The organism is Streptomyces sp. NPDC057280 (assembly GCF_042668605.1).
Classification (GTDB): domain Bacteria; phylum Actinomycetota; class Actinomycetes; order Streptomycetales; family Streptomycetaceae; genus Streptomyces.
The window spans coordinates 636,119-660,972 of record NZ_JBHUYR010000004.1 but is presented as its reverse complement, the minus strand read 5'-3'; the positions used below and the strand labels follow the sequence as shown (position 1 = coordinate 660,972).

Sequence of the window (24,854 nt, the reverse complement as noted above, 5' to 3'; positions counted from 1 at the left end):
TTTCTGACAGACAGTCAGATTTCTTCGCGCGGACCCTTCACACTTGTGCCGCCCTTTGCTCTGATGGCCGGCAACCGGTCATGGGCGAGGTCAGGAGGAGCTGTGGAGTACAACCTTGCCGACCTGTTCGAGTCGGTCGTGGACGTGGTCCCGGACCGTGAGGCGCTGGTCTACCTCGACATCCCCGGTACCGGAGCGGATCGCCGGTTGACGTACGCGGAACTGGACGCGGCCGCCAATCGCATCGCCCACCATCTGATCGACCACGGCATCCGGCCCGGCGAGCACGTCGGACTGCACCTGTACAACGGCATCGAGTACCTCCAGGCCGCGATCGGCTGCCTCAAGGCACGGATCGTGCCGGTGAACGTCAACTACCGGTACGTGGAGGACGAGTTGGTGTACCTGTACCGGGACGCCGACCTGGTGGGGCTGTTCTTCGACGCGGAGTTCGGCGAACGGGTGGCGGCGGCACTGCCGCTGACGGAGAAGCTGCGTCACCTGGTGCGGGTCGGGGACGGGGAGGCGGGGCCGGACGCCACGGCGTTCGCGGACGCCGAGGCCGCCGGGTCGCCCGAGCGCGGGTTCCCGCGACGCTCCGGAGACGACCAGTTCATCATCTACACCGGCGGCACCACCGGGATGCCCAAGGGTGTGATGTGGCGTCAGGAGGACCTGTTCTTCTCGGGGATGGGCGGCGGCGCACCGACCGGCGAGCCGGTGAAGAAGCCCGGGGAACTCGCCGAACGGGTCGCCGCGGGCGGCTCGGGGATCACCTTCTTCCCCACTCCCCCGCTGATGCACGGCACCTCCACCCTCACCGCCTTCATCGGCTTCAACTTCGGCCAACGCGTCGTGATCCACCGCAAGTTCGTCCCCGAGGAGGTGCTGCGGACCGTCGAGAAGGAGCGCGTCACCAGCATGTCCCTGGTCGGCGACGCGATGCTGCGCCCGTTGATCGACGCGCTCGAGGGGCCCATGAAGGGCACGGACATGTCGTCGATGTTCAGCGTGTCGTCGTCGGGGGCGATCATGTCGGACACGGTGCGCCGGCAGTTCCAGGCCCTCGTCCCGAACGTGATGCTGCTCAACAACTTCGGTTCCTCGGAGTCCGGCTTCAACGGCACCGCGACGGACGACTCCGGCCCCGAGCGGGGCTTCCGGGTCCGGGTCAACTCCCGTACCCAGGTGGTCGACCCGGCCACCCACGAGCCGGTCGTGCCGGGCGAGGTGGGCCGGGTCGCGCAGTGCGGCCACGTCCCCCTCGGCTATTACAACGACCCGCGGAAGACGGGCGAGACCTTCTTCGAGAAGGACGGCGAGCGCTGGGTGCTGCTCGGCGACATGGCCACCGTCGACGAGGACGGGGTCGTCGTCGTCCTGGGACGCGGGTCGCAGTGCATCAACACCGGCGGCGAGAAGGTGTACCCCGAGGAGGTGGAGCAGGCGCTCAAGTCCCATCCAGACGTGTACGACGCCCTGGTGGCCGGGGTGCCGGACGTGAAGTGGGGCCACCACGTGGCAGCGGTCGTACAGCTGCGGGACGGCGCGGCCCGGCCGTCGCTCGACGACATACAGACGCACTGCCGGTCCCGTCTCGCCGGGTACAAGATCCCCCGGCAGCTGGTGATCGCGGAGTCCATACAGCGCTCCCCGAGCGGCAAGGCGGACTACCGGTGGGCGCGGGAGGTGGCGGCGGGAGAGGTGGCGGCGGGGGCGGACGGATGAATTCCGGTCGTCACGATTGAACCGTCGGTGACCCACGGACGTACTGGTGGTGGCAGGCTCGCTCACAGGGCTTTGTTCGTCATGCCATCGCAAGACCGTACGGAAGGACCGCCGGGTGTCGCTCTTCACACCTCGCTCTCGTCAGTCGTCGGACAGCACCGAGATGTCGGACGCCACCGGGGGCGAGGAACCGGCTGAGGCGGAAGCGACACAAGGGCCGGAGGATGTGGCGCCCTCGGGGAAACCCGGGTGGTTCGGCTGGCGTCGCCGCTACCCCCGTACCGCGCGCGGCGTGGCCCTCGGCACGACCGTGCTGGCCGCCGCGCTGGTGCTCGGCGCGCTGCTCGTGCCCAACCGCCTCGACTGGATCAGGTTCGAGTCCTTCCTGCGCCTGCCCGTCGAGGCGATCCTCCTCGCGGGCCTGCTCCTCGCCCTGCCGGCGAGGGCGCGCCGGATCACGGCCGTCGCCTCGGGCGTGTTCCTGGGCCTGTTCACGGTCGTCAAGTTCCTCGACATGGGCTTCCGGCAGACCCTGGCCCGCCCCTTCGACCTGGTCTTCGACTGGATCCTGCTGGACGACGCGGCGGACTTCGTCCGGGAGTCGTACGGCCGTTCGGGCGAGCTGCTCGCCATCACCGCGGTGATCGTGCTGTTCGTGTCCGTGCTCGCGCTGTGCACGCTCTCCGTGGTGCGGCTGTCGAACCTCATGGTCCGGCACCGCGCGGTGGCCGCCCGTACGACGCTCGTCCTGGGCACCGTGTGGATCGTCTGCTTCACCATGGGCGTCCAGTTCGGCGGGCTCACCTTCGCCACCAAGGGCAACATCCAGTTCGTCGCCAACCGGGTCCAGCAGGTGCACGACGGCCTGGTCGACGCCAAGGTCTTCGAGAAGCAGGCCAAGGTCGACGCCTTCGCGAACACCCCGCCCGACCAGCTGCTGACCGGACTGCGCGGCAAGGACGTGCTGTTCACGTTCATCGAGAGCTACGGCCGGGTCGCGATCGACGACCCGGCGATGGCCCCGCAGATCGACGCGGCGCTCCAGGACGGCAACAACCGGCTCAAGGCCGCCGGATTCCAGTCCCGCAGCGGCTGGCTCAGCTCGCCCGTCACCGGCGCGGGCAGCTGGCTGGCGCACTCGACGTTCCTTTCCGGCCTGTGGGTCAAGAACCAGCAGCGCTACCGCAGCCTCACCACCGGCGACCGCGCCACCCTCACCAGCTACTTCCAGAAGACCGGCGCCTGGCGCACGGTCGGGATCGTGCCGGGGGTGCGCAAGGCGTGGCCCGAGGGCAAGTACTTCGGCCTCGACCACATCTACGACTCCACCCACCTCGGCTACAACGGCCCCTACTTCAGCTGGACGCCGGTCCCTGACCAGTTCAGCCTCGAATCCTTCGAGCGCCTTGAGCACGGCAAGCAGAACCGCGACCCGATCATGGCGGAGATCATCCTGGCCTCCAGCCACAACCCCTGGTCGCCGATCGCCCACATGATCGACTGGGACCAGCTCGGCGACGGCTCGGTCTTCGAGCAGATCAAGAAGGAGGGGACGGACCCCAAGGAGGTCTGGAAGAGCGCGAAGCGGGTGCGCACCGAGTACCGCAAGGCCATCGAGTACTCGCTGCAGAGCCTCACCGAGTGGGTCGAGCGCTACGGCGACGACAACACGGTCCTCGTCTTCCTCGGCGACCACCAGCCCGTCCCGACCGTCACCGGCGGCGACACCAACAAGGACGTGCCGATCACGATCGTGGCCCGCGACCCGAAGGTGCTGGACCGGATCTCCTCCTGGGGCTGGACGGAGGGCCTCAAGCCGGCCGGGAACGCGCCGGTGTGGCCCATGGACAAGTTCCGGGACCGGTTCATGACGGCGTACGCGAAGTAGCGGGTCACTCCTTGAGGAAGGGCTCCACCACCGCCAGGAACTCCTCCGGACACGTCTCGTGCACGAGATGCCCGGCCCCGTCGACGGTGACGAGCCGTGCGCCGGGGATCGTCGCGGCGACCGCGGCGACCTGGTCCTGCGGAATCAGGCTCGTGGCCCCGCCCCCGATCACCAGCGTGGGCATGGTGATCCGCCTCATGTGGTCCCACCACACAGGATCGGGGGCGTTCCGCTGCCGGTCGGTGTCGCGCACCATCGCCCAGTCGAACGACAGTTCCCCGTCGGGCCGTTCGGCGGGCGGGCGGGGCGGGTCGAGGGGGAACGGCGCGGGTACGTCCTCCAGCACGAGGCGTCGTACGCGGTCCGGTGTGTGCTGGGCGAGGAGATAGGCGACGGTGCCGCCGAGGGAGTGCCCGACGAGGTCGGTGCGCCGGACGCCGAGCGCGTCGAGGAAGCCATGGATGTCGTCACGCATCGCCTCGCACGCGTAGCCGCCCGGCCAGTCGCTGCGCCCGTGACCGCGCAGATCAGGGGCGTAGACCCGGCGCGGCGCCGCCGCGAGGCGTTCCGCGATCTGGGTCCAGTCCGCGCCGTCGGCACCACGGCAGTGCAGCAGGAGGACGGGGGGCGCGTCCTCGGGACCCCAGGCGCGGTAGGCGAGGGTGATGCCGTTGGCCTTGACGGTGTTCATGCGGGGCAACGTATCCGGGGACGCGACGCCGCACGCCCCTACTCTGCCGAGGGCAGAGCCGGGGTTCCGCTCCCGTCGAGGAACGCGGAGACATGTCGTACGAACCACTCCGGATCGTCGAGCCACGGATAGTGCGCGGCGCCGGGCTGGACGGCGAGTTCGGCGTGCGGGAAGACGTCGGCGGTGCGGCGGGCCAGTTCGGGCCGAGGGGCCCCGTCGAGCTCACCGGCGAGGACGAGGACCGGGGCAGGGAGCCGGGACAGCGCCGCGTGCGTGGCGGGCGGGTCGTAGGCGCCCTCGGAGCCGTACACGGCCTCGGCCTCTTCGTTGAACTCCTCGTCGCCGCGGGCGTGGTGCTCCTGGGCGGCCCGGTCCCAGCGGCCGTAGAAGAACGGTGCGATGGCCGGATCGTAGTCGGGCGCACCGCTCAGCCAGGCCTCGAAAGCCGGGAACGCCGCCGGGAACCACGGTTCGTCCTTCCGCAGCAGCGCCGCGGCCAGCCGGTCCTCGGGCGGGGCCGCCGTCCCGAGCGCCCACGGATTGGCGGTGACCAGCACGAGCCGCCGCACCCGCTCCGGGTACCGGGCGGCGTACAGCATGGCGAGGCTGCCACCGGCCGAGTGCGCCAGGACGTCCATGTGCTCCAGTCCCAGCCGCACCCGCAGCGCCTCCACGTCGTCCACCAGCCGATCGCACCGGTACGTGGCCGGGTCGACTGGCACGGCGGAGTCGCCGGTCCCCCGCAGATCGAGCAGCACGAGCTGCCGGTGGGCGGCGAGCCCGCCCAGATCGCCGAGGTAGCGGGAGGCCTGCATGGGCCCTCCGGGCAGGACGACGAGGGGTTCGCCCTCGCCCTTCAGGTGATAGGTGAGCTCGGTTCCGTCGGGCGCGGCGAAGATCGGCATACCGCGATCCTCACGACCGGCCGCCCGGCCCGCAAGGCAATTCCGTCCGCCGCCCTGGCCGCAACCCGATTCCGTCCGCTGCCCCGGCGCATCCGGAAAAGTGGACGCCCACCTCTTGCTTGATCTCCCGCGGCCTGGATTACTGATCCCCGAGACCTCGACCGAATGATCGGTCGCCCGGATTGCTGTGGTTGGTGAGGTGGACGTCCCGATGGCGGATGCGGCGGAGTTGCTGGACGCGGGGGAACGGCTGGACGGGCAGGCGTTGCGGGCGCTTCAGTCGGAGCGGCTGCGGGCGTCGCTGCGGCACGCGTACGACCATGTGCCGTTCTACCGGGAGTCCTTCGACAAGGCGGGCGTCCATCCCGACGACTGCCGCTCCCTCGCCGACCTCGCCCGCTTCCCCTTCACCACCAAGGCCGACCTGCGCGAGAACTACCCGTACGGGATGTTCGCCGTGCCCCGGGACCGTATCCGGCGCATCCACGCCTCCAGCGGCACCACCGGCCGCCCGACCGTCGTCGGCTACACCGACGGCGATCTCTCGCTCTGGTCCGACATGGTGGCCCGCTCCCTGCGCGCGGCCGGCGCGCGTCCCGGCGACACGGTTCATGTGGCCTACGGATACGGCCTGTTCACCGGCGGTCTCGGCGCGCACTACGGTGCCGAACGGCTGGGCTGTACGGTCGTCCCCGCGTCCGGCGGCATGACCGGCCGTCAGGTCCAGCTGATCCAGGACCTCAAGCCCCGGGTCATCATGGTGACGCCGTCGTACATGCTGACGATCCTCGACGAGTTCGAGCGGCAGGGCGTGGACCCGCGCGGCACCTCCCTGGAGGTGGGCGTGTTCGGCGCCGAACCGTGGACGGAGCAGATGCGCCGGGAGATCGAGGAGCGGTTCGCGATCGACGCGGTCGACATCTACGGGCTGTCGGAGGTGATCGGCCCGGGCGTCGCGCAGGAGTGCGTCGAGACCAAGGACGGCCTCCATGTGTGGGAGGACCACTTCTACCCCGAGGTCGTCGACCCGATCACCGGCGAGGTGCTGCCGGACGGCGAGCAGGGCGAGCTGGTCTTCACCTCGCTCACGAAGGAGGCGATGCCCGTCATCCGGTACCGGACCCGGGACCTGACCCGCCTGCTGCCGGGCACCGCCCGCGTCTTCCGCCGTATGGAGAAGGTCACCGGGCGCAGCGACGACATGGTGATCCTGCGGGGCGTCAATCTCTTCCCCACGCAGATCGAGGAGATCGTGCTGCGCACGCCGGGCGTCGCGCCCCACTTCCAGCTGCGGCTGACCCGCGAGGGCCGCCTCGACGCCCTCACCGTCCGGGCCGAGGCCCGGCCCGACGCCACACCGGAGGACCGGGAGGCCGCCGTACGGTCCATCGCCGCGGCCGTCAAGGACGGCATCGGTGTGTCGGTCTCCGTCGAGGTCGTCGAACCCGAGTCGCTGGAGCGGTCGGTGGGGAAGATCCGGCGGATCGTGGACCTGCGGCCCCGCTAGGAGAACCTGTCCCGCAGTTCCCGTTTCAGGATCTTCCCGCTCGCGTTGCGCGGCAGCTCCTCCACGAACAGCACCCGCTTGGGTGCCTTGAAGTGGGCGAGCTGTTCCCGGGCGTGAGCGATCAAGGCCTCCTCCGTCACGTCGCCCCGCGGCACGACCACCGCCGTGACCGCCTCGATCCACCGTTCGTCGGGCAGCCCGATCACCGCGACCTCGGCGACGCCCTCGTGCGTGTAGAGGGCGTCCTCGACCTGGCGGGAAGCGACCAGCACGCCACCGGAGTTGATGACGTCCTTCACCCGGTCGACGATGGTGAAGTAGCCGTGTGCGTCGCGGACCGCGAGGTCGCCGGAGTGGAACCAGCCGTCGCGGAAGGCGTCGGCGGTCTCCTCGGGCTTGTCCCAGTAGCCCTCGCACAACTGCGGGGACTTGTAGACGATCTCGCCGGGCGTGCCGTCGGGCACCTCCTTGCCGTCCTCGTCCACGACCCGTGCGTCGACGAAGAGAACCGGGCGGCCGCAGGAGTCCATCCGGCCCTTGTGCTCGTCGGGGGCGAGGACGGTCGCCAGCGGGCCGATCTCGCTCTGGCCGAAGCAGTTGTAGAAGGCGAGCTTCGGGAGCCGTTCGCGCAGGCGTTCCAGGACCGGTACCGGCATGATCGAGGCACCGTAGTAGGCCTTGCGCAGTCCGCCGAGGTCGCGGGTGGCGAAGTCGGGGCGGTTGGACAGGCCGATCCAGACCGTGGGCGGGGCGAAGAGGCTGTCGGCCCGGCCCGCCTCGATCAGGTCGAAGAGGCGGTCGCCGTCGGGGGCGTCGAGGATGATGTTCGTCGCGCCGGCGGCGAGATAGGGCAGCAGGAAGACGTGCATCTGCGCCGAGTGGTACAGCGGGAGCGAGTGCACGGGGCGGTCGCCGGCGCTCAGGTCGAGGGCGGTGATCGCGCTGAGGTATTCGTGCACCAGGGCGCGGTGCGTCATCATCGCGCCCTTCGGGAGGGCGGTCGTACCGGAGGTGTAGAGCAGTTGGACGAGGTCCTCGCTGCGCGGTTCCGGGCCGTCGTAGGCGGGCACCCCGGGCAGGCGCGCGAGCAGGGAGTCGTCGGCGTCCCGCAGCGGCAACGTCCTTACGCCGTCCGGGAGTCGGGCGGCGAGGTCGGGGTCCGTGAGGACCAGCGTGCTGCCCGACTGGCCGACGATGTACGCGAGGTCGTCGCCGGTGAGGTTCTGGTTGACCGGGACGTGCACGAGGCCCGCGCGGGCGCAGGCGAGGAAGGCGATCAGGTAGGCGTCGGAGTTGTGGCCGTAGGCGCCGACCCGGTCGCCGCGCGAGAGGCCCTCGCCCAGCAACAGGCTCGCCGCGCGGGAGACGGCCGCGTCGAGTTCCTCGTACGTCCATGAGCGCTCGGCGTACTCCACCGCGACCCGCGCCGGGGTGCGCCGGGCGCTGCGGCGCAGCACCCCGTCAACCGTGCTGCCGTGTCCAGACGTCATACAGGTCAACCTACCGGTTGGTACGCTCAACCGCTCCTTCCCTCAATGACGTTGGGAGGCACCATGCGCACCCGCCTCAGACGTGCCGTCGTCACGGCCGTCGCCCTGCTCACCGCCGCCACCGCCCTGCCGGCCGCCGCCGCTCAGGGCCAAGGCCGGCAGCAACACCCCTCGCACGGCGGACTGTCCGCCACCATCCGCTACACCGAGTACGGCATTCCGCACATCGTCGCCAAGGACTACGCGGACCTCGGCTTCGGCACCGGGTGGGCACAGGCCGCCGACCAGGTGTGCACGCTCGCCGACGGATTCGTGACCGTGCGCGGCGAGCGGTCCCGCTTCTTCGGGCCGGACGCCGCACCCGACTTCTCCCTCTCCTCGGCCACAAAGAACCTCTCGAGCGACCTCTATTTCAAGGGAGTTCGGGAGTCGGGCACGGTGGAGAAGCTCCTCGCCGAACCGGCGCCGACGGGCCCGAGCCGACGGGCGAAGGATCTGATGCGGGGCTTCGCCACCGGGTACAACGCCTGGCTGCGGCAGAACCGGATCACCGACCCGGCGTGCAAGGGTGCCGCCTGGGTCCGGCCGGTGACCGAACTCGACGTCGCGGCGCGCGGGTTGGCGTTCGCCGTGCTGGGTGGCCAGGGCAGAGGCGTCGACGGCATCACGGCCGCCCAGCCGCCGACGACGACCGCGACCGGCGCCCCGAACGCCCGGGACACGGCCCGGGCGGCCCGCGAGCTGCTGGCCGCCGACTCCGCCGACATGGGGTCCAACGCCGTCGCCTTCAGCGGCGCGACGACCGCGAACGGCCGCGGTCTGCTGCTGGGCAATCCCCACTACCCCTGGCAGGGCGGCCGGCGGTTCTGGCAGTCGCAGCAGACGATCCCGGGTGAACTGAACGTCTCCGGTGGCTCGTTGCTCGGCACGGCGACGGTGTCCATAGGCCACAACTCCCGGGTGGCGTGGAGCCACACCGTCGCCACGGGAGTCCCCCTCAACCTCCACCAGCTCACCCTCGATCCGGCCGACCCGACGACGTACCTCGTGGACGGCAGGCCCGAGCGGATGACGAAGCGCACGGTCACCGTCGAGACGAAGGACGGCGCCCCGGTCACCCGCACCCAGTGGTGGACGCGGTACGGCCCCGTCGTCACCTCGCTCGGCGCGTCCGTCCCGCTGCCCTGGACGACCACGACGGCGTACGCCCTCAACGACCCGAACGCGGCGAACCTGCGCGCCTCGGACACCGCGCTCGGTTTCAGCAAGGCGCGCGGCACGGCGGACGTGCTGAAGTCCCTGCAGCGGACGCAGGGGTTGCCGTGGGTGAACACGATCGCCGCCGACGCGGCCGGTCACTCGCTGTTCACCCAGTCCCAGGTGCTCCCCCGCATCACCGACGAGCTGGCCCAGCGCTGCTCCACCCCGCTCGGCAAGGTCACCTACCCGTCCGCGGGTCTGGCGGTGCTCGACGGTTCGCGCGGCGACTGCGCTCTCGGCAGCGACCCCGACGCCGTCCAGCCGGGGATCTTCGGCCCGGCGAGGATGCCGACCCTCACGGACGCCCCGTACGCGGAGAACTCCAACGACAGCGCCTGGCTGGCCAACGCCGAGCGGCCGTTGACCGGATACGAGCGGATCTTCGGCACGATCGGTACGCAGCGGTCGATGCGGACGCGCGGGGCGATCGAGGACGTGGCGGCGATGGCGCGGCGCGGCGATCTGACGGTGAAGGACCTCCAGGGGCAGCAGTTCGCCAACCGGGTCCCGGCCGGCGACCTGATCGCGGCCGACGCGGCGAAGGCCTGTGCCGCGTTGCCGGGCGGCACGGCAACGGGCAGTGACGGCAAGGCCGTCGACGTGTCCGAGGCGTGCGGGGTGCTCGCGGCGTGGGACCGGACGGCGGACACCGACAGCCGGGGCGCGCTGCTCTTCGACCGCCTGTGGCGTCGCCTCCCCGCGGCCCAGCTGTGGAAGGTGCCGTTCTCGGCAGCCGACCCGGTCGGCACCCCGAACACCCTGAACGCGGGCACCGCGGCGTTCACCACCGCGCTGGCGGACACCGTCACCGAGCTGCGCACGGCGGACATCCCGCTCAACTCCCCGTTGGGTGACCACCAGTTCGTCGTCCGGAACGGCAAGCGCATCCCCGTCCCCGGGGGCACCGAGTCGCTCGGCGTCTGGAACAAGGTCGAGCCCGTGTGGGACGCGGCGGCCGGCGGTTACACCGAGGTGTCGACCGGCTCAAGCTACATCCAGGCGGTCGGCTGGGACGGCAGCCGCTGCCCGGTGGCCCGCACCCTCCTGACGTACTCCCAGTCCTCGAACCCCAACTCCCCGCACTACAGCGACCAGACCCGGCTCTTCTCCCAGGAGCGCTGGGTGACGTCCCGCTTCTGCGAGAAGGACATCCTGTCGTCGCCGTCGCTGCGCGTGGTGCGGGTTCACTCGTGACTCAGACCGGCCGGGAACGCCCCTCCCAGTACGGATCCCGCAACCGCCGCTTGTACAGCTTGCCGTTGGGGTCGCGGGGCATCTCCGTGATGAAGTCGACGGTCTTGGGGCATTTGTAGCCGGCCAGTTGCCCGGCGCAGTGGGCGAGGAGGGTGGCGGCGAGGTCCGGGCCGGGTTCCTGACCGGGGGCCGGTTCGACGACGGCCTTGACCTCCTCGCCCCAGTCGTCGTGCGGGATGCCGAAGGCGGCCGCGTCGGCGACGGCGGGGTGGGACAGGAGGGCGGACTCGATCTCGGCGGGGTAGATGTTGACCCCGCCCGAGATGATCATGTCGATCTTGCGGTCGCGCAGGAAGAGATAGCCGTCCTCGTCGAGGTAGCCGAGGTCCCCGACGGTGAAGAAGTCGCCGATGCGGTTCTTCTTCGTCTTCGTCTCGTCCTTGTGGTACGCGAAGCCGCCGGTGTTCATCTTCAGGTAGACGGTGCCGAGTTCACCGGCAGGCAGCCGGTTGCCCTCGTCGTCGAAGATCGCCAACTCGCTGATGGGCCAGGCCTTTCCGACCGTGCCGGGCTTCTTCAGCCAGTCCTCCGCGGTGGCGAAGGCGCCGCCGCCCTCGCTGGCCGCGTAGTACTCCTCCACGCACGGACCCCACCAGTCCAGCATCGCCCGCTTGACATGGTCGGGGCAGGGGGCGGCGCCGTGGATGGCGTGCCGCATCGACGAGACGTCGTACCGTGCCCGCGTCTCCTCGGGCAGCGCCAGCAGGCGGTGGAACTGGGTGGGGACCATGTGGGTGTGCGTGCAGCGGTGCGTGTCGATCAGGCGCAGCATCTCCTCGGGCGTCCACTTGTCCATCAGGACCAGGCGGTGGCCGATGTGCAGGGACGCGCTCGCGAACTGGAGGACCGCCGTGTGGTACAGCGGCGAGCAGACGAGGTGGACGTTGTCGTCGTACGGCTTGATCCCGAAGATGCCGAGGAAACCGCCCAGATAGGCCTCCTCGGGGGCCTTGCCGGGCAGCGGGCGGCGGATGCCGCGGGGGCGGCCCGTGGTACCCGAGGTGTAGTTCATGACCCAGCCGAGCTCGCGGTCCCGGGGCGCCGACTCCGGTTGTCCGTCGAGGAGTTCGGCGTACGGCCGGAAGCCCTCGACCTTCCCGACGGCGTACCGGTGCGTGGCCGGGAGGCCGGCCTCGTCGGCGGCGTGGCGGGCGGCCGCGGCGAAGCGTTCGTGGGCGAGGAAGACCTTGGCGCCGGAGTCGGCGACGATCCAGGCGATCTCGGGGCCGACGAAGTGGTGGTTGATCGGGACGAGGTACAACCCCGCCTGGGTGGCGGCGAGATGAGCGGTGAAGAGCTCGACACCGTTGGGCAGGACGACGGCGAAGGCGTCACCGCGCCGCAGCCCGGCGGCACGCAGGCCGTGGACGAGACGGTTGGCGGCGGCGTGCAGCCGGCCGGCGGTCCATTCCTCACCGCCCGGGTCGACGAGGACAGGGCGATCGGGGTCGGCGGCGGCCTGCGCCCAGAATCCGGCGGGGGGTGTGCTCGTGGTGCTGGTCATCGGCCGCTCCTTCCGGTGGACGTGCGCCTGTCCCCCACCGCTTCTTCCGGCGGGCGTGTGCTGGTCACCGGCCGCTCCTTCCGGCGATGCGGTTGATGCGGTCCACGGCCTGTTCGAAGCCGCGGGTGAGGTCGTCGAAGACGTCCTGGACACTGCGTTCGCGGTTCATCCGGCCGACGATCTGTCCGACGGGGGTGCCGAGCAGCGGCTCGACCTCGTACTTCTGGATGCGGGTGAGGGCGTCGGCGACGAGGAGGCCCTGAAGCGGCATGGGGAGGGTGCCGGGGCCGTTCGGGTCGTCCCAGGCGTCGGTCCACTCGGTGCGCAGCTGACGTGCGGGTTTGCCGGTGAGGGCACGGGAGCGGACGGTGTCGGAGGAGCTCGCGGCGAGGAGTTTGCGGGTCACCGCGGGCGAGGACATGTCGGCCTCGGTGCAGGTGAGCCAGAGCGAGCCCAGCCACACACCCTGCGCGCCGAGGGCGAGCGCGGCCGCCACCTGCTGGCCGCTGCCGATGCCGCCCGCGGCCAGCACGGGCAGCGGGCCGACGGCGTCCACGACCTCGGGGGTCAGCACCATGGAGGCGATCTCGCCGGTGTGGCCGCCGGCCTCGTAGCCCTGGGCGACGACGACGTCGATGCCGCCCTCCTTGTGCTTGAGCGCGTGCCGGGCGCTGCCCGCGAGCGCGGCCACGAGGACGCCCCGGTCATGGGCGCGCTCCACCACGTCGGCGGGCGGCGAGCCGAGGGCGTTGGCGAGCAGCTTGATCGGGTAGTCGAAGGCGACGTCGAGCTGGGTGCGGGCGACCTGCTCCATCCACCCGGTGATGCGCCACCCGGACGCCTCCCCCTCGGCCAGCTCGGGCACGCCGTACTTGGCGAGGGTGTCCCGGACGAACTGCCGGTGTCCCTCGGGGATCATCGCCTCGACGTCCGCCTCCGTGACGCCCTCCACCTTCTTGGCGGGCATGACGACGTCCAGGCCGTACGGCTTGCCGTCCACATGCCCCTCGATCCAGTCGAGGTCGCGCTTGAGGTCGTCGGGGGCGGTGTAGCGGACCGCGCCGAGCACCCCGAAGCCACCGGCCCGGCTGATGGCCGCAGCGACGGCGGGGAACGGCGTGAAGCCGAAGACGGCGTGCTCGACTCCCAGTTTCTTGCTCAGCTCCGTCTGCATGGGCGCAGGATGCCGCAGTCCTCCGGAGGACGGAAGAGGTTTTCTGATGCTCCGTCAGATTCCGTGCCGGGGCTGAAGTCATCTGCCGGGGATAGAGTTTCCCGATGACTGATGAGGCGCACACCGGACTGTCCCGCCGTCAGCTCACCCGAAGAGCCCTCGCACTCGGAGGCGCCCTCGCCATCGCCCCGTTCCCGGCCGGCCCCGCGTCGGCGGCGCCCCTCGGAGGCCGGCCCACTCTCCGCCACGGATCCGCGCAGCGGGCAGGTCTCCTGGAGGACCACCTCCGCCGACTCGTCACCGACGCCGAGACGTTCCTCGGCCCCTCCCCCAAGCACCCCTGGTACGCGGGCGCGGTGCTCCTCGCCGGACGCGGCGGCACCGTGGCCCTGCACAGGCCGATCGGGACGGCGGTGCGCTATTCGGCGTACGACGAGAAGACGGACACGGGCGTGGAGTTCCCGCCCGCCGACCAGATCCCCATGGCCGAGGACACCGTCTTCGACCTGGCCTCGGTCTCCAAGCTGTTCACCTCGATCCTCGCCGTCCAGCAGATCGAGCGAGGTCACGTGGAGCTGGAAGCAACCGTCGCTTCCTACCTCCCGGAGTTCGGCGCCGCGGGCAAGCAGGGCATGACCATCCGTCAACTCCTGACCCATACCTCGGGATTCCGTGCCTGGATCCCGCTCTACAACGCGCCGACCTACGAGGAGAAGCTGCGCCTCATCTGGAACGAGGCGCCGCTCAACCCGCCCGGCACCAAGTACCTCTACTCCGACCTGAATCTGATCTCGCTCCAACTGGTCCTGGAGAAGCTGACCGGCCGCACCCTGGACGCCCTCCTGCACGACGAGATCACCGCCCCGCTCGGCATGCGCCGCACCCGCTACAACCCGCCCGCCTCCTGGAAACCGCGGATCGCGGCGACAGAGGACGCCCGTAAGCCCTGGTCAGGCCTCGACCGGGGCCTGGTGTGGGGCAAGGTCCACGACGAGAACGCGTTCAGCCTGGGCGGGGTCGCCGGTCACGCGGGCGTCTTCTCCTGCGCCTGGGATCTGGCGGTACTCGGGCGGACACTGCTCAACGGCGGCGTGTACGGCCGGACGTGCATCCTGCGCCCCGAGTCGGTGGAGCTGATGTTCACCGACTTCAACACCGCCTTCCCCGGCGACGAACACGGCCTCGGTTTCGAGCTCTACCAGCACTGGTACATGGGCGCGATGGCCACACCGCGCACCGCGGGCCACACCGGTTTCACCGGCACGTCACTGGTCCTCGACCCGACGACCGACTCGTTCCTGATCGTGCTGGGCAACTCGGTGCACCCCGTGCGCAGTTGGCGCTCGGGCTCGGCGCCCCGGGTAGCCGCCGCGAACAACCTGTCGCGGGCGGTCCCCGTCCGCCCACGGCACGGTCGTACCGCCTGGTTCTCCGGGATGGCGAACGCCACGACGGCAACCCTCACGCTCCCCGTGCTGGACACCTCCTCCGGAGCCGCACGCCTGCGCTGCGCCCTGTGGTGGGACACCGAACCGCAGGCGGACGCCCTGGCGTTGGAGGCCTCGACGGACGGGGGCGCGAGCTGGGAGCCGGTGCCGTTCACGACCGGCCATGAGGAGCACCCCTCCGGGACGGTCACCGGTTGGTCGGGGCGGGTGTGGCACCGGCTGACGGCCGGCCTCCCGGCACACCGGCAGCTGACCCTGCGCTGGCGTTACACCACGGACCGGCTGTACGTGGGGCGTGGGGCGTATGTCGACGGCCTGCGGGTTGAGACCGCTGACGCCGTCCTCTTCGACGAGTCACGGGCGGGTGACGCCGGGCGGATCGCCACCGCGGGGTGGGCCCCGGCCGTCGACTGACGGTGGTGCTGCCACCGGCAGGTAGCATCTTGGGGAATCACATGAGCCGCGTAAATTAAGGTAGTTCGCGGGCTTTCTCGCGCACGACCGTCGACCCGGGATGGAAATGGCGAACGTCTTCATCAGTCATCGCAAGGTCGATGTGTCCCAGGCGGAGCGGCTCGCCAAGGATGTCTCCGCCGCGGGGCACCAGGTGTGGTTCGACGAGTGGGAGATCGGAATCGGGGACTCCATCGTCGACCGCATCACCTCCGGGCTCGAAGGAACGTCCTATCTGGTGCTCTGCTATTCGGCGGCCGGTGTCATGAGCCCGTGGATCTCCCGGGAATGGATGTCGGCCCTCCACCGCCAACTGGACGGCTGCGGGGTCCGCATCCTGCCGGTGAAGTTCGGTGGCTCCGCACCGGCGATTCTGGCCGATCTCCGCTACGCGGATCTCTCCCAGGACTGGGACACGGGATTCGGGCAGCTCTTGAAGGCCATTCGCTGAGGCCGTTCGCTGACCATGTTCGGGGGCACGATGGTCCAGATCCTGATCGCGCATGCCGACGGCGACGAGGCGGTGGCCGCCGAGGTCGCGAGACCGCTGGAGGACGCCGGGTACGAAGTCGTGCACCACGGCAGTCTGTTCGTCGGCGACTCCCTCGTGCAGAAGGCGTCGCAGGCGATCGCGCAGGGCAGTCCGGTGGTGCTGTGCGGAACCGTCCAGGCGATGGGAACCGGCTGGGCCCACTTCCTCGTCAACGCCGTCAGACGGCATCAAGAGGCCCGGATCTTCGCGCTCCAGATGGAAGAGAACGCCTATCTCGACTTCCTGACGCTCGACGGCCGGATCGCCCGGTACTGGGAGGACCCCGCCAGGGCCGTCACCGAGCTCCTGGCGGCGCTGTCGGAGTACTACCCGACCCGGAAACCGGCCGGCGCCGAGCAGCGGCTGGACCAGCTCGAACAGCGATATCGCGAACTCGCCCTGGAAACCTGCGACATCGTCGATCTCGCCAACTTCCCCATCGGGGACCGTGAACTCATCACCAGGGACCTGCTGCTGCGGAGTCTGTACGTGTCGCTACGCGTCACGGTGGACGTTCCCCCGGGCATGGAGTCGCACGACCTCGACCGAAAGCTCCAGGATCTCGAAGCGCGGCGCAAGGAGCAGGACGAGGAACCGGAGGAAGACCAGGAAGAGGCCGGATCGCGCTTCTCGGTCGGAGAGCGGCTCACCCACTCCAAGCACCTGGTGGTCCTCGGCGACCCGGGCGCAGGCAAGAGCACCATGCTGCGGTGGATCGCGACGGCGTATCTGCTGCGCCTGAAGTCCGACCCCGACTGGAGCCAGCTCCCGGACGTCGACACCCTGCCCGACGCCGACTGGCTCCCCCTGCTCATCCGCTGCCGTGATCTCGACACGAGCAGGATCGCCGGGTCGCTGGAAGACATGATCCAGCATCATCTGTGCGACACGGAGTTCTCCAGCGAAGAGGCCGCCGAGCTCACCCCGCTCCTGCTGCGCCGCATGCGGGAGGGCCGGGTGCTGCTGCTCATCGACGGCCTGGACGAGATCTCGGACGCCGGTCTACGGGCCCGGTTCTGCCGCAAGGTCGAGAAAATACACCTCGCCTTCCCCGAGGCCCCCGTCATCGTCACGTCCCGGATCGTCGGATACCGGGAGATGAAGCTGCGGATCACCCGGGGCTTCGAGCACGTCACGGTCCAGGAGCTGACACCCGAGGACAAGGACGACTTCGCCCGCCGTTGGTGTGTGGTGACCGAATCGCCGGCACGGCGTGAGTCGGCGGCACAGGAACTCATCAGCGACATCCACAGCACGGACCGCATCGAGCGTCTGACCGGCAGCCCCATGCTGCTCACCACCATGGCGCTGGTGAAGAAGAAGGTCGGAAAGCTGCCGAGCCGCCGGGCGGACCTGTACCGGGAGGCCGTCGACGTGTTGCTGCACTGGCGCAGTGACGTGGACGAGCGCATGGATCCTCATGAGGCGCTTCCGCAGTTGCAGTACCTCGCGTATTCGATGTGCGCGTCCGGGGACCAGCAGATTCGGCAGGACAAGGTCGTCGACACCCTGGAGCGGATGCGCAGGGAGTTTCCCGCCGTGCGCGCGGTCCGGCAGCGTTCCGCCGTCGAGTTCCTGCGCCGACTGGAACGGCAGACCGGAATCCTCGTCGAATCGGGGCACGTCAGCCATGACGGCGAGCTGATCCCGGTCTATGAGTTCCGGCATCTGACCTTTCAGGAGTACCTGGCGGGCCTGGCCCTTGTCGCGCGGAGATACCCAGGACGCAATCGGCAGATGTCGCTCGCGGAACAGGTAGGCGCGCTGACCGCGCAGACCTCCCCCGTCGAGACGGCGACGGATCGCGTGGAGGCCGTGATCGCCGAGAACTGGCGGGAGGCCATCCGGCTGACCGTGATGACCTGCAACGACGATGACGTGGACGATGTTCTCCGGGCCATCGCCACGCCGTTGCCCGGGGAGGACGCGGCCACGACGGCACGGGCGCGGGCAGCGCTCGCGTGTGCGTGCCTGGCCGATGAACCCAACGTCAGCGAGGAGGTCGCGGCCGACATCATCACCCGGTTCGTCGCCGAGCTGACCGACCACGACGGAACCGGCCCCGCAGAGACCGTCGCAGACCTCACTCTTGAAGAGGTGGGCGGCTCCGCTTGGGCCGCGGTTCTCAGCCGGAGGACCGTCGCCGAGTGGTTGCTCAATCCCTCCGAGTACCACCGCCTGGCCGGCCCCGCCGCCATGGTCCTGGGCCGGTCGGCACCGATCGACGAGCAAGCTCTGTCCGACTGGGTCCGGAACCAGGTCGCCCTCCTCGACGGGTCGGAGCCCGAGGTGGTCGTCGAAGCCGCGTTGGCACTCATGGAGATCGCCTATACCCGCAGAATCGTCCAGGTCCCCGATCTGACCGCGAAGCTCACGTCCACCCTGTCCAGGGGACCTTGCGAGGCCACTGCGGCAGCGTGGGCTCTTGGATGGATCAAAAAGCCCTCGACCTGGGAGCCGACGCCCGGCGAACTCGCGGATCTCGCCGATGCCGTGGCCTCGAGGCGGCTCCCTCCTCAGGCCGTCCTGTTTCTGTTGTGGTGCTTCGACAACACCCAGGTGCCACGGCACGACGAGATGGCCCCGGCCACGATGGACGCCTACGTCTCGGCCGACCGGGACGTCCGGCGACAGCTCGGCGAGAAGTACCTCGCCCTGTTTCCCCAGATGGCCGAGCCGGTCGTCCAGGCGAGCCGACACCGGCGCGCGGACGTCCGGCGCGAAGCGTCGCTGTTGCTGGCACGACTGGATGGCTCGCTCGCCATGGACGCCTTGTTGGGGGTACTGACCGACGAAGACAGGGCGGCGGACGACGACGTCGTCCAGGCGCTCGGCACCCTCGGGGACCCCCGCGCGGTGGAACCCCTGCTCGCCGTCCTCACGGCCCGCGACGGCACCACGAACCACGCCGTCGCCACGGCCCTCGGGATGCTGGGCGACCCACGAGCGGTCCAACCCCTGCTCGACGCCCTCCCCCACACCGGCGGAGACGTGCACACGGCTGTCGTCCAGGCGCTCGGCACCCTCGGGGACCCCCGCGCAGTGGAACCCCTGCTCGCCGTCCTCACGGCCCCCGACGGCACCACGAACCACGCCGTCGCCACGGCCCTCGGGGAACTGGGCGACCCACGATCAGTCCAACCCCTGCTCGACGCCCTCCCCCACACCGAAAAAGCGGAGCGTGCCGCAGTGGTGACGGCACTCGGGAAACTCCGCGATCCCAGGGCCCTGGATCCCCTGCTCGGCGTGCTGACCCTGGCCCGGCGCGGCGTGGATCCCGTCATCGCGCAGGCGCTCGGGCTTCTCGGTGACTCCCGGGCGGTGCAGCCCCTGCTCGACGCCCTGCGCGATGACAGTGGCACAACCTCCCCTGCGGTCGTGAGAGCGCTGGGCCGTCTGGCCGACCCCAGGGCCGTCGACCCCCTGCTGAGCGCGCTCAGGGTCGCTGCCGACGCAACACCCCCGAAGGTCAGCCTGCTGGCGCACCTGGTCGAGGCACTCGCCGGGATCGGCCACCCACGTGCGCTGCAGCCACTGTCGGAACTTAAGGCGGACGCCTCCCCTCAGCTCCGTTTCCGAGTGCTTACGGCACGGATGGAGCTGGGTGACACAGGGGCCCGCGAAACGCTGCACGAGCCCATGTCCCACGACGTTGCGATGACACGGCGCGAGGCGCTCTGGGCCCTCGCGTCCCTGGAGAGCGACCATGTCGACCGGATGCTGCTGTCCAGGGACTGCGACGGTGTCGCCCCCGGCATCGACCCTCAGCAGAAGATCACGGAGTCAGCCCTCCCGGCGTACGCCAACGCCGTGCGGCTCCCGCTCCGACAAGTCCGTTCCCGATACGAGGAGTTGGCGAAGCGCTACCCCCTCACGCTCGCCTGGCTCCCACCCTCGACCTGACGACACCAGACCCTCACCGCGCCGCCTGAGCCTCCAGCACCGCCATCGCCGCATTGTGCCCCGGCACCCCACTCACCCCACCCCCACGCACCGCACCCGCCCCGCACAGCAGCACATTGGGTTGCCGCGTCTCGACGCCCCAACGCCCGGTCTCCTCCTGGGCGTACGGCCAGGCAAGGTCGCGATGGAAGATGTTGCCCCCAGGCAGCCGCAGATCACGCTCCAGGTCCAACGGCGTCTTGGCCTCGATGCAGGGACGGCCCTCCGCGTCGGTTGCGAGGCAGTCCGCGATCGGCTCGGCGAGGTGGGTGTCGAGTTGGGCGACGGTCGCCTTCAACAGCTCCTCGCGTACACCGGAGTTGTCGGCGTCGAAGAGCCGCGCCGGCGTGTGCAGCCCGAACAGCGTCAGGGTCTGGTATCCCTGCTCCACCAGCTCCGGCGCCAGGATCGACGGGTCCGTGAGCGAGTGGCAGTAGATCTCCGAGGGCGGCGCGGACGGCAGCCGGCCCGCGGCGGCCTCCGCGTGGGCGGTGGCCAGCTGCTCGTAGCCCTCGGCGATGTGGAAGGTCCCCGAGAACGCCTCGCGCGGGTCGACGGAGGTGTCCCGCAGCCTCGGCAGCCGCTTGAGCAGCATGTTCACCTTGAGCTGGGCGCCCTCCGCGGGGGCCGGGGGCGCGTCGCCGGTCAGTTCGGCCAGCGCCTGCGGGGAGGCGTTCACCAGGACGTGCCGCGCCGCGACGACGCTCTCGTCGCCGTCCGTCCGGTACGTCACCTCCGCCGTACGGCCATCCGTGGCGATGTGTACCGCCTCGTGGCCGGTGGCGAGGACCGCGCCCGCGTCCCCTGCCGCCGCGGCCAGCGCGTCCGTCAGCGCGCCCATGCCGCCCACGGGGACGTCCCAGGCGCCGGTGCCGCCGCCGATCACGTGGTAGAGGAAGCAGCGGTTCTGCTTGAGGGAGGGGTCGTGGGCGTCGGCGAAGGTGCCGATGAGGGCGTCGGTGAGGACGACTCCCCGGACCAGGTCGTCGGCGAAACGGTCCTCGACCGCGACGCCGATCGGCTCCTCGAAGAGGGTCCGCCAGGCTTCCTCGTCGTCCACCCGGCGGCGCAGCTCCTCACGGGTGGGCAGCGGTTCGGTGAGGGTCGGGAAGATCCGTTCGGCGACGCGGCCGGTCATGCCGTAGAAGCGCTGCCAGGCCTGGTACTCCTGCTCGCCGCCGGTGAGCCGGGCGAAGGCCTCTCGGGTGCGCCGCTCGCCGCCGCCGACCAGGAGGCCGGTCGGCTGTCCGTCCCGCTCCACGGGGGTGTACGAGGAGATCGTGCGCGTGCGGACGCGGAAGTCCAGGCCCAGATCCCGGACGATCTTCTTCGGCAGCAGGCTGACCAGGTAGGAGTAGCGCGACAGCCGGGCGTCGACGCCGGCGAAGGGCCGGGTGGAGATCGCGGCGCCGCCGGTGTGGTCGAGCCGCTCCAGGACCAGGACGGACCGTCCGGCCCGGGCGAGGTAGGCGGCGGCGACGAGGCCGTTGTGTCCGCCGCCGACGATGACGACGTCGTACGTGTGTCCAGGGAGTGCAGGCATGCCCCTTCGTAACACGCGATGATCTAGGTCGGCCAGAGGAGCGACGCATCGTGCGCCGGGGTGCAGACTCGGCGCATGGAGCACACGCGGCAGCACATGTACGACCTGATCGACCATCTGGTGCGGGCCGGGAACGCGGTCCGGTACCACCCGTCGTCCGCCGTCGACCCGTTCTGGCACCAGCAGGGCGGCCCGCAGTGCTTCCTCGAACATCCGATCGACTTCGCGGTGGCCCGGGCGGCGCCGGGTCAGCCGGAGGATCTCCTGTTCAAGGAGGACGAGGACGAGATCTACTGTCTTCGGTGCTGGACCGTGATCAGCGGCTCGAACTTTCCGCGTCCGGAGTACCCGGGCCGCGCGCGCTGAGGCGGCGCCGTCGGTTCAGCCGCCGCCCGCCACGTGCTGCTGCCGCAGCACCGCCACCCTCCGGTACAGCTCGACCGCCTCCGCGCCGCGCCCGAGCTGCTCCAGGCAGTGTGCCTCGTCGTTGCGACTCGCGAGGGTGTCGGGGTGGCCGGCGCCCAGGACGCGCTCGCGGGCGGTGGCGACGCGGCGGTACTCGGTGAGGGCGTCGGCCCAGCGGCCCAGCCAGCCGAGGCCGACGGCGACCTCGCGGCGGCTGACCAGGGTGTCGGGGTGCTCGGGGCCGAGGACGCGTTCGCGAATGGCGCACACGTCGCGGGACTCGGCGAGGGCCTCCTCCCAGCGGCCGAGGCGGCCGAGGTTGACGCCGAGGCCGTGGCGGGCACGCAGGGTCTCGGGGTGGGCGGGGCCGTTGACGCGGGTGCGGTCCTCGATGAGGTCGCGGTAGAGCTGGAGGGCCTCGGCGCTGCGGCCGAGGCGGCCGAGGCTGATGCCGACCTCGTAGCGGGCGGCGAGGGTGTCGGGGTGCTCGGGGCCGAGGGCCTGGGCGCGGGCCTCGGCGACCTCGTGGTAGGTCTGCAGCGCTTCGGGCCAGCGGCCCAACTGGCCGAGGGCGTAGGCGACTTCGTAGCGGGTGACCAGGGTGTCGGGGTGGGTCGGGCCGAGGACGCGTTCGCGGGCGGCGGCCACGTCGCGGGCCATGCGGTAGGAGTCCTCGAGGCGGCCGAGGCGGCTGAGGTTGAAGGCGAGGTTGTGGCGGCAGCGCAGGGTGTCGGGGTGGTCGGCGCCCATGGTGCGCTCGCGGGCGGACAGTACGGACGAGTAGACCTGGTGGGCGTCGAAGTGGCGGCCCAACTGGCCCAGTACGTAGGCCATTTCCTGGCGGGCGGCGAGGGTGTCGGGGTGGTCGGGGCCGAGGGCGAGGCTGCGGGCGCGGGCGACGTGTTTGTACTCGCGCAGGGCGTCGGCGGCGCGGCCGGTGCGGGAGAGGGTGAAGGCGACCTCGTAGCGGCTGGCGAGGGTGTCCGGGTGGTCGGGCCCGAGGAGGTGCTCGCGTTCGGCGGCGACCGCGCGGTGCACCTCGCCCGCCTCCGCCCAGCGCCCGAGGCGGCCCAGGCTGAGCCCTGCGTTGTGCCGTCCGGCCAGGGCGGTGATCGCCTCCTGGGACGGCGCGGGCGGCTCGTCGGGGACGGGTTCGGGGGGCCTGGCGACGATCGTGCGCGGGATCCACTCGCCGGTCAGGGCCGCGCCCTCCGCGGGCGGCGCGGGGCCGACGCCGGGCCCGATCGCCTTGTGGCCGGTGGTCATCCCCCGGGTCCAGGAGGGCAGGCGCGTCTCGCGGGACGGCGGTTCGAGGGCCGGGCGGAGCGTCGGCTGCGGGGTCACCACGGTGGGCACGTACGTCGGGGTGGTGCGGCCCAGGCTGATGCGGCGCCCCAACTCGCGCGCGTCGTGCGGACGTTGTTCGGGCAGCTTGGCCAGCAGGTCCAGGATGATCTTCTCGAAGTAGGCGGGGACCTCGGCGCGGTGGCTGCGCGGCGGGCGGGGCGCGGTGTCGCGGTGGCCGACGAGGATCGCCCAGGCGTCGCCGAGGTCGAAGGGCGGCACCCCGGTGGTGATCTCGTACAGTACGCACCCCAGCGAGTACAGGTCGCTGCGCTGGTCGACCTCGGAGCCGCCGATCTGCTCCGGCGACATGTAGTGAGGGGTGCCCATCGCGATGCCGGTGCCGGTGAGCCGGGAGGTGAAGCCGATGTCATGGCCGAGCCGGGCGATGCCGAAGTCGCAGATCTTCACGGTGCCGTCGGTCAGCCGCATGATGTTCGCGGGCTTCAGGTCCCGGTGCACGATGCCCTGCTGGTGGGTGTAGGCGAGTGCGGCCGCCACCTGGTCGGCGATGTCGACGACGTCCGCGACGGGCAGCGGATGCTGTTTGTTGTCCTCCAGGAGCTGGCTGAGGTTGCGGCCCTCCAGCAGCTCCATGACGAGGTAGAGGATGCCGTCGTCCTCGCCGAAGTCATGGACGACGGTGACCCCGCGGTGCTGGAGGGCGGCGGCGACGCGGGCCTCCCGCCGGAACCGCTCGCGCAGGACGCGGGTGAAGGTCTGGTCGTGGGAAGGGCCGAGCGGCTTGAGGCACTTCACGGCGACATGGCGGCCCAGCGACTCGTCGCGGGCCCGCCACACCTCGCCCATGCCGCCGCGCCCGATCAGGTCGAGCAACCGGTAGCGGCCCTGGATCAGTTTGCTGTCCCCCATCTGCTGCGATCGCCCCCGTCGAAGTCGCGCCGCTCCACCCCTGGTCCGTCCAGTATGGCGAGCTATCTCCCGACTTTGTACGGTGCCGGGCGGGAGCCGGGGCCGAGCCGTGACATGGCGCGGAGGATGTGTTTGGGCGGCAGTTGCCAGCGCAGACGTGCGGGAACACAGCGCAACAGGGTGCCCGTGACACGCAACTGGCGGGTGACGGTGGCCGGTCGCGGGGCCGGTCTGCCGTACAACTCGTGGGCGTACGGCGGCAGGGCGGCGTACGCCAGGTGTGCCACGCGCCGCCACAGCACCGCGCGCGCCGGGACGAGCAGGGGGTGCGTCGGCGGACGGAGCAGGAAGTCGTCCACGGCGCGCGCCTCGGGTCCGGCGGCGAGGTCGGGCCGCACCTTCTCGAAGTAGGCGGCCATCTCGGCCTGGTTCGCCGGTACGGCGTCGGGGTCGAGGCCCACCAGGCGGGCACTGACCCGGTGTTCGGCGATGTAGCGGTCGGCGAGTTCGTCGGTGAGGCGGAATCCGGAGCGCCGGGCGACGTGCAGGTAGGAGTCGATCTCCGCACAGTGCACCCACAGCAGCAGCTCGGGTTCGTCGACGCCGTACGTCTCGCCGGTGTCGGGGTCGGTCGCGGACAGCATGCGGTGGATCTTCCGCACCCGGGCGCCGGCCCGTTCGGCGGCCTCCGTGGTGCCGTACGTCGTGGTCCCGACGAAGTTCGCGGTGCGCAGCAGCCGGCCCCAGGCGTCCTGCCGGAAGTCGGAGTTCTGCATGACCCCGCGCACGGCACGCGGATGAAGCGCCTGGAGATACAACGCACGGACACCGGCGACCCACATCATCGGGTCGCCGTGCATCTGCCAGGTGACCGAGTTCGGCGTGAACAGCCCCGGATCTGCCATACCCGCAG

At 70.7% G+C, this 24,854-nt stretch carries 16 protein-coding genes; 8 read left to right on the top strand and 8 right to left on the bottom strand.

Annotated elements, in window-relative coordinates; genetic code table 11:
* Positions 1-102 precede the first annotated feature (102 nt).
* Both ACFUO4_RS26825 and ACFUO4_RS26820 read left to right on the top strand, forming a co-directional pair.
* Positions 103-1,728, top strand: a complete 1,626-nt coding sequence (locus tag ACFUO4_RS26825; RefSeq protein WP_383489359.1) for an acyl-CoA synthetase — start codon at positions 103-105, stop codon at positions 1,726-1,728.
* A gap of 163 nt (positions 1,729-1,891) precedes the next feature.
* Positions 1,892-3,616: a sulfatase gene (locus ACFUO4_RS26820; RefSeq protein WP_383489356.1), complete on the top strand. Its 1,725-nt coding sequence runs from the start codon at positions 1,892-1,894 to the stop codon at positions 3,614-3,616.
* Between the two features lie 4 nt (positions 3,617-3,620).
* Here the strand turns inward: ACFUO4_RS26820 and ACFUO4_RS26815 are convergent, their stop codons facing one another.
* Complete coding sequence (locus ACFUO4_RS26815; RefSeq protein ID WP_383489353.1) at positions 3,621-4,307, bottom strand: alpha/beta fold hydrolase; 687 nt, start codon at positions 4,305-4,307, stop codon at positions 3,621-3,623.
* A 38-nt stretch (positions 4,308-4,345) separates the two neighbouring features.
* Positions 4,346-5,212, bottom strand: coding sequence for an alpha/beta fold hydrolase (locus tag ACFUO4_RS26810; protein WP_383489350.1), 867 nt, complete (start codon positions 5,210-5,212; stop codon positions 4,346-4,348).
* Positions 5,213-5,423: 211 nt separating this feature from the next.
* On the opposite strand from ACFUO4_RS26810, the gene paaK reads away from it, so the two are divergent.
* Positions 5,424-6,719 (top strand): phenylacetate--CoA ligase PaaK, encoded by a 1,296-nt coding sequence (paaK, locus tag ACFUO4_RS26805; RefSeq protein ID WP_383489347.1) that lies wholly within the window; start codon positions 5,424-5,426, stop codon positions 6,717-6,719.
* Here paaK and ACFUO4_RS26800 read toward each other — a convergent pair.
* Entirely contained in the window at positions 6,716-8,209 is a 1,494-nt protein-coding gene (locus ACFUO4_RS26800) for an acyl-CoA synthetase (RefSeq protein WP_383489344.1), read from the bottom strand. The genes paaK and ACFUO4_RS26800 overlap by 4 nt on opposite strands.
* Positions 8,210-8,272: 63 nt before the next feature.
* On the opposite strand from ACFUO4_RS26800, the gene ACFUO4_RS26795 reads away from it, so the two are divergent.
* On the top strand, positions 8,273-10,663 hold the full coding sequence (locus tag ACFUO4_RS26795) for a penicillin acylase family protein (protein WP_383489341.1): 2,391 nt from the start codon (positions 8,273-8,275) through the stop codon (positions 10,661-10,663).
* A 1-nt stretch (position 10,664) separates the two neighbouring features.
* On the opposite strand, the gene ACFUO4_RS26790 is transcribed toward ACFUO4_RS26795, so the two are convergent.
* Positions 10,665-12,227, bottom strand: a complete 1,563-nt coding sequence (locus tag ACFUO4_RS26790) for an acyl-CoA synthetase (RefSeq protein WP_383489338.1) — start codon at positions 12,225-12,227, stop codon at positions 10,665-10,667.
* Positions 12,228-12,291: 64 nt separating this feature from the next.
* Positions 12,292-13,401, bottom strand: coding sequence for an NAD(P)H-dependent flavin oxidoreductase (locus ACFUO4_RS26785; RefSeq protein WP_383489335.1), 1,110 nt, complete (start codon positions 13,399-13,401; stop codon positions 12,292-12,294).
* A 104-nt stretch (positions 13,402-13,505) separates the two neighbouring features.
* Here ACFUO4_RS26785 and ACFUO4_RS26780 point away from each other — a divergent pair, with 104 nt between their 5' ends.
* From ACFUO4_RS26780 to ACFUO4_RS26770, 3 genes are all read left to right on the top strand, one after another.
* A complete protein-coding gene (locus ACFUO4_RS26780) occupies positions 13,506-15,263 on the top strand; it encodes a serine hydrolase (protein WP_383489332.1) in 1,758 nt (585 codons plus the stop codon).
* 106 nt (positions 15,264-15,369) lie between these two features.
* Positions 15,370-15,753 (top strand): toll/interleukin-1 receptor domain-containing protein, encoded by a 384-nt coding sequence (locus tag ACFUO4_RS26775; protein WP_383489329.1) that lies wholly within the window; start codon positions 15,370-15,372, stop codon positions 15,751-15,753.
* A 30-nt stretch (positions 15,754-15,783) separates the two neighbouring features.
* Positions 15,784-19,737 carry a HEAT repeat domain-containing protein gene (locus ACFUO4_RS26770; RefSeq protein WP_383489326.1) on the top strand — a complete coding sequence of 1,318 codons (3,954 nt, stop codon included), beginning with the start codon at positions 15,784-15,786 and terminating at the stop codon, positions 19,735-19,737.
* Positions 19,738-19,750: 13 nt separating this feature from the next.
* Here the strand turns inward: ACFUO4_RS26770 and ACFUO4_RS26765 are convergent, their stop codons facing one another.
* Positions 19,751-21,319: a phytoene desaturase family protein gene (locus ACFUO4_RS26765; protein ID WP_383489323.1), complete on the bottom strand. Its 1,569-nt coding sequence runs from the start codon at positions 21,317-21,319 to the stop codon at positions 19,751-19,753.
* 75 nt (positions 21,320-21,394) lie between these two features.
* Between ACFUO4_RS26765 and ACFUO4_RS26760 the strand changes: the two genes are divergently transcribed.
* Complete coding sequence (locus ACFUO4_RS26760) at positions 21,395-21,685, top strand: hypothetical protein (protein ID WP_383489320.1); 291 nt, start codon at positions 21,395-21,397, stop codon at positions 21,683-21,685.
* A gap of 15 nt (positions 21,686-21,700) precedes the next feature.
* On the opposite strand, the gene ACFUO4_RS26755 is transcribed toward ACFUO4_RS26760, so the two are convergent.
* Together ACFUO4_RS26755 and ACFUO4_RS26750 are read right to left on the bottom strand one after the other, a co-directional pair.
* Positions 21,701-23,941 (bottom strand): tetratricopeptide repeat protein, encoded by a 2,241-nt coding sequence (locus tag ACFUO4_RS26755; RefSeq protein ID WP_383489317.1) that lies wholly within the window; start codon positions 23,939-23,941, stop codon positions 21,701-21,703.
* 62 nt (positions 23,942-24,003) lie between these two features.
* Positions 24,004-24,846 (bottom strand): oxygenase MpaB family protein, encoded by an 843-nt coding sequence (locus ACFUO4_RS26750; RefSeq protein ID WP_383489314.1) that lies wholly within the window; start codon positions 24,844-24,846, stop codon positions 24,004-24,006.
* Positions 24,847-24,854 lie beyond the last annotated feature (8 nt).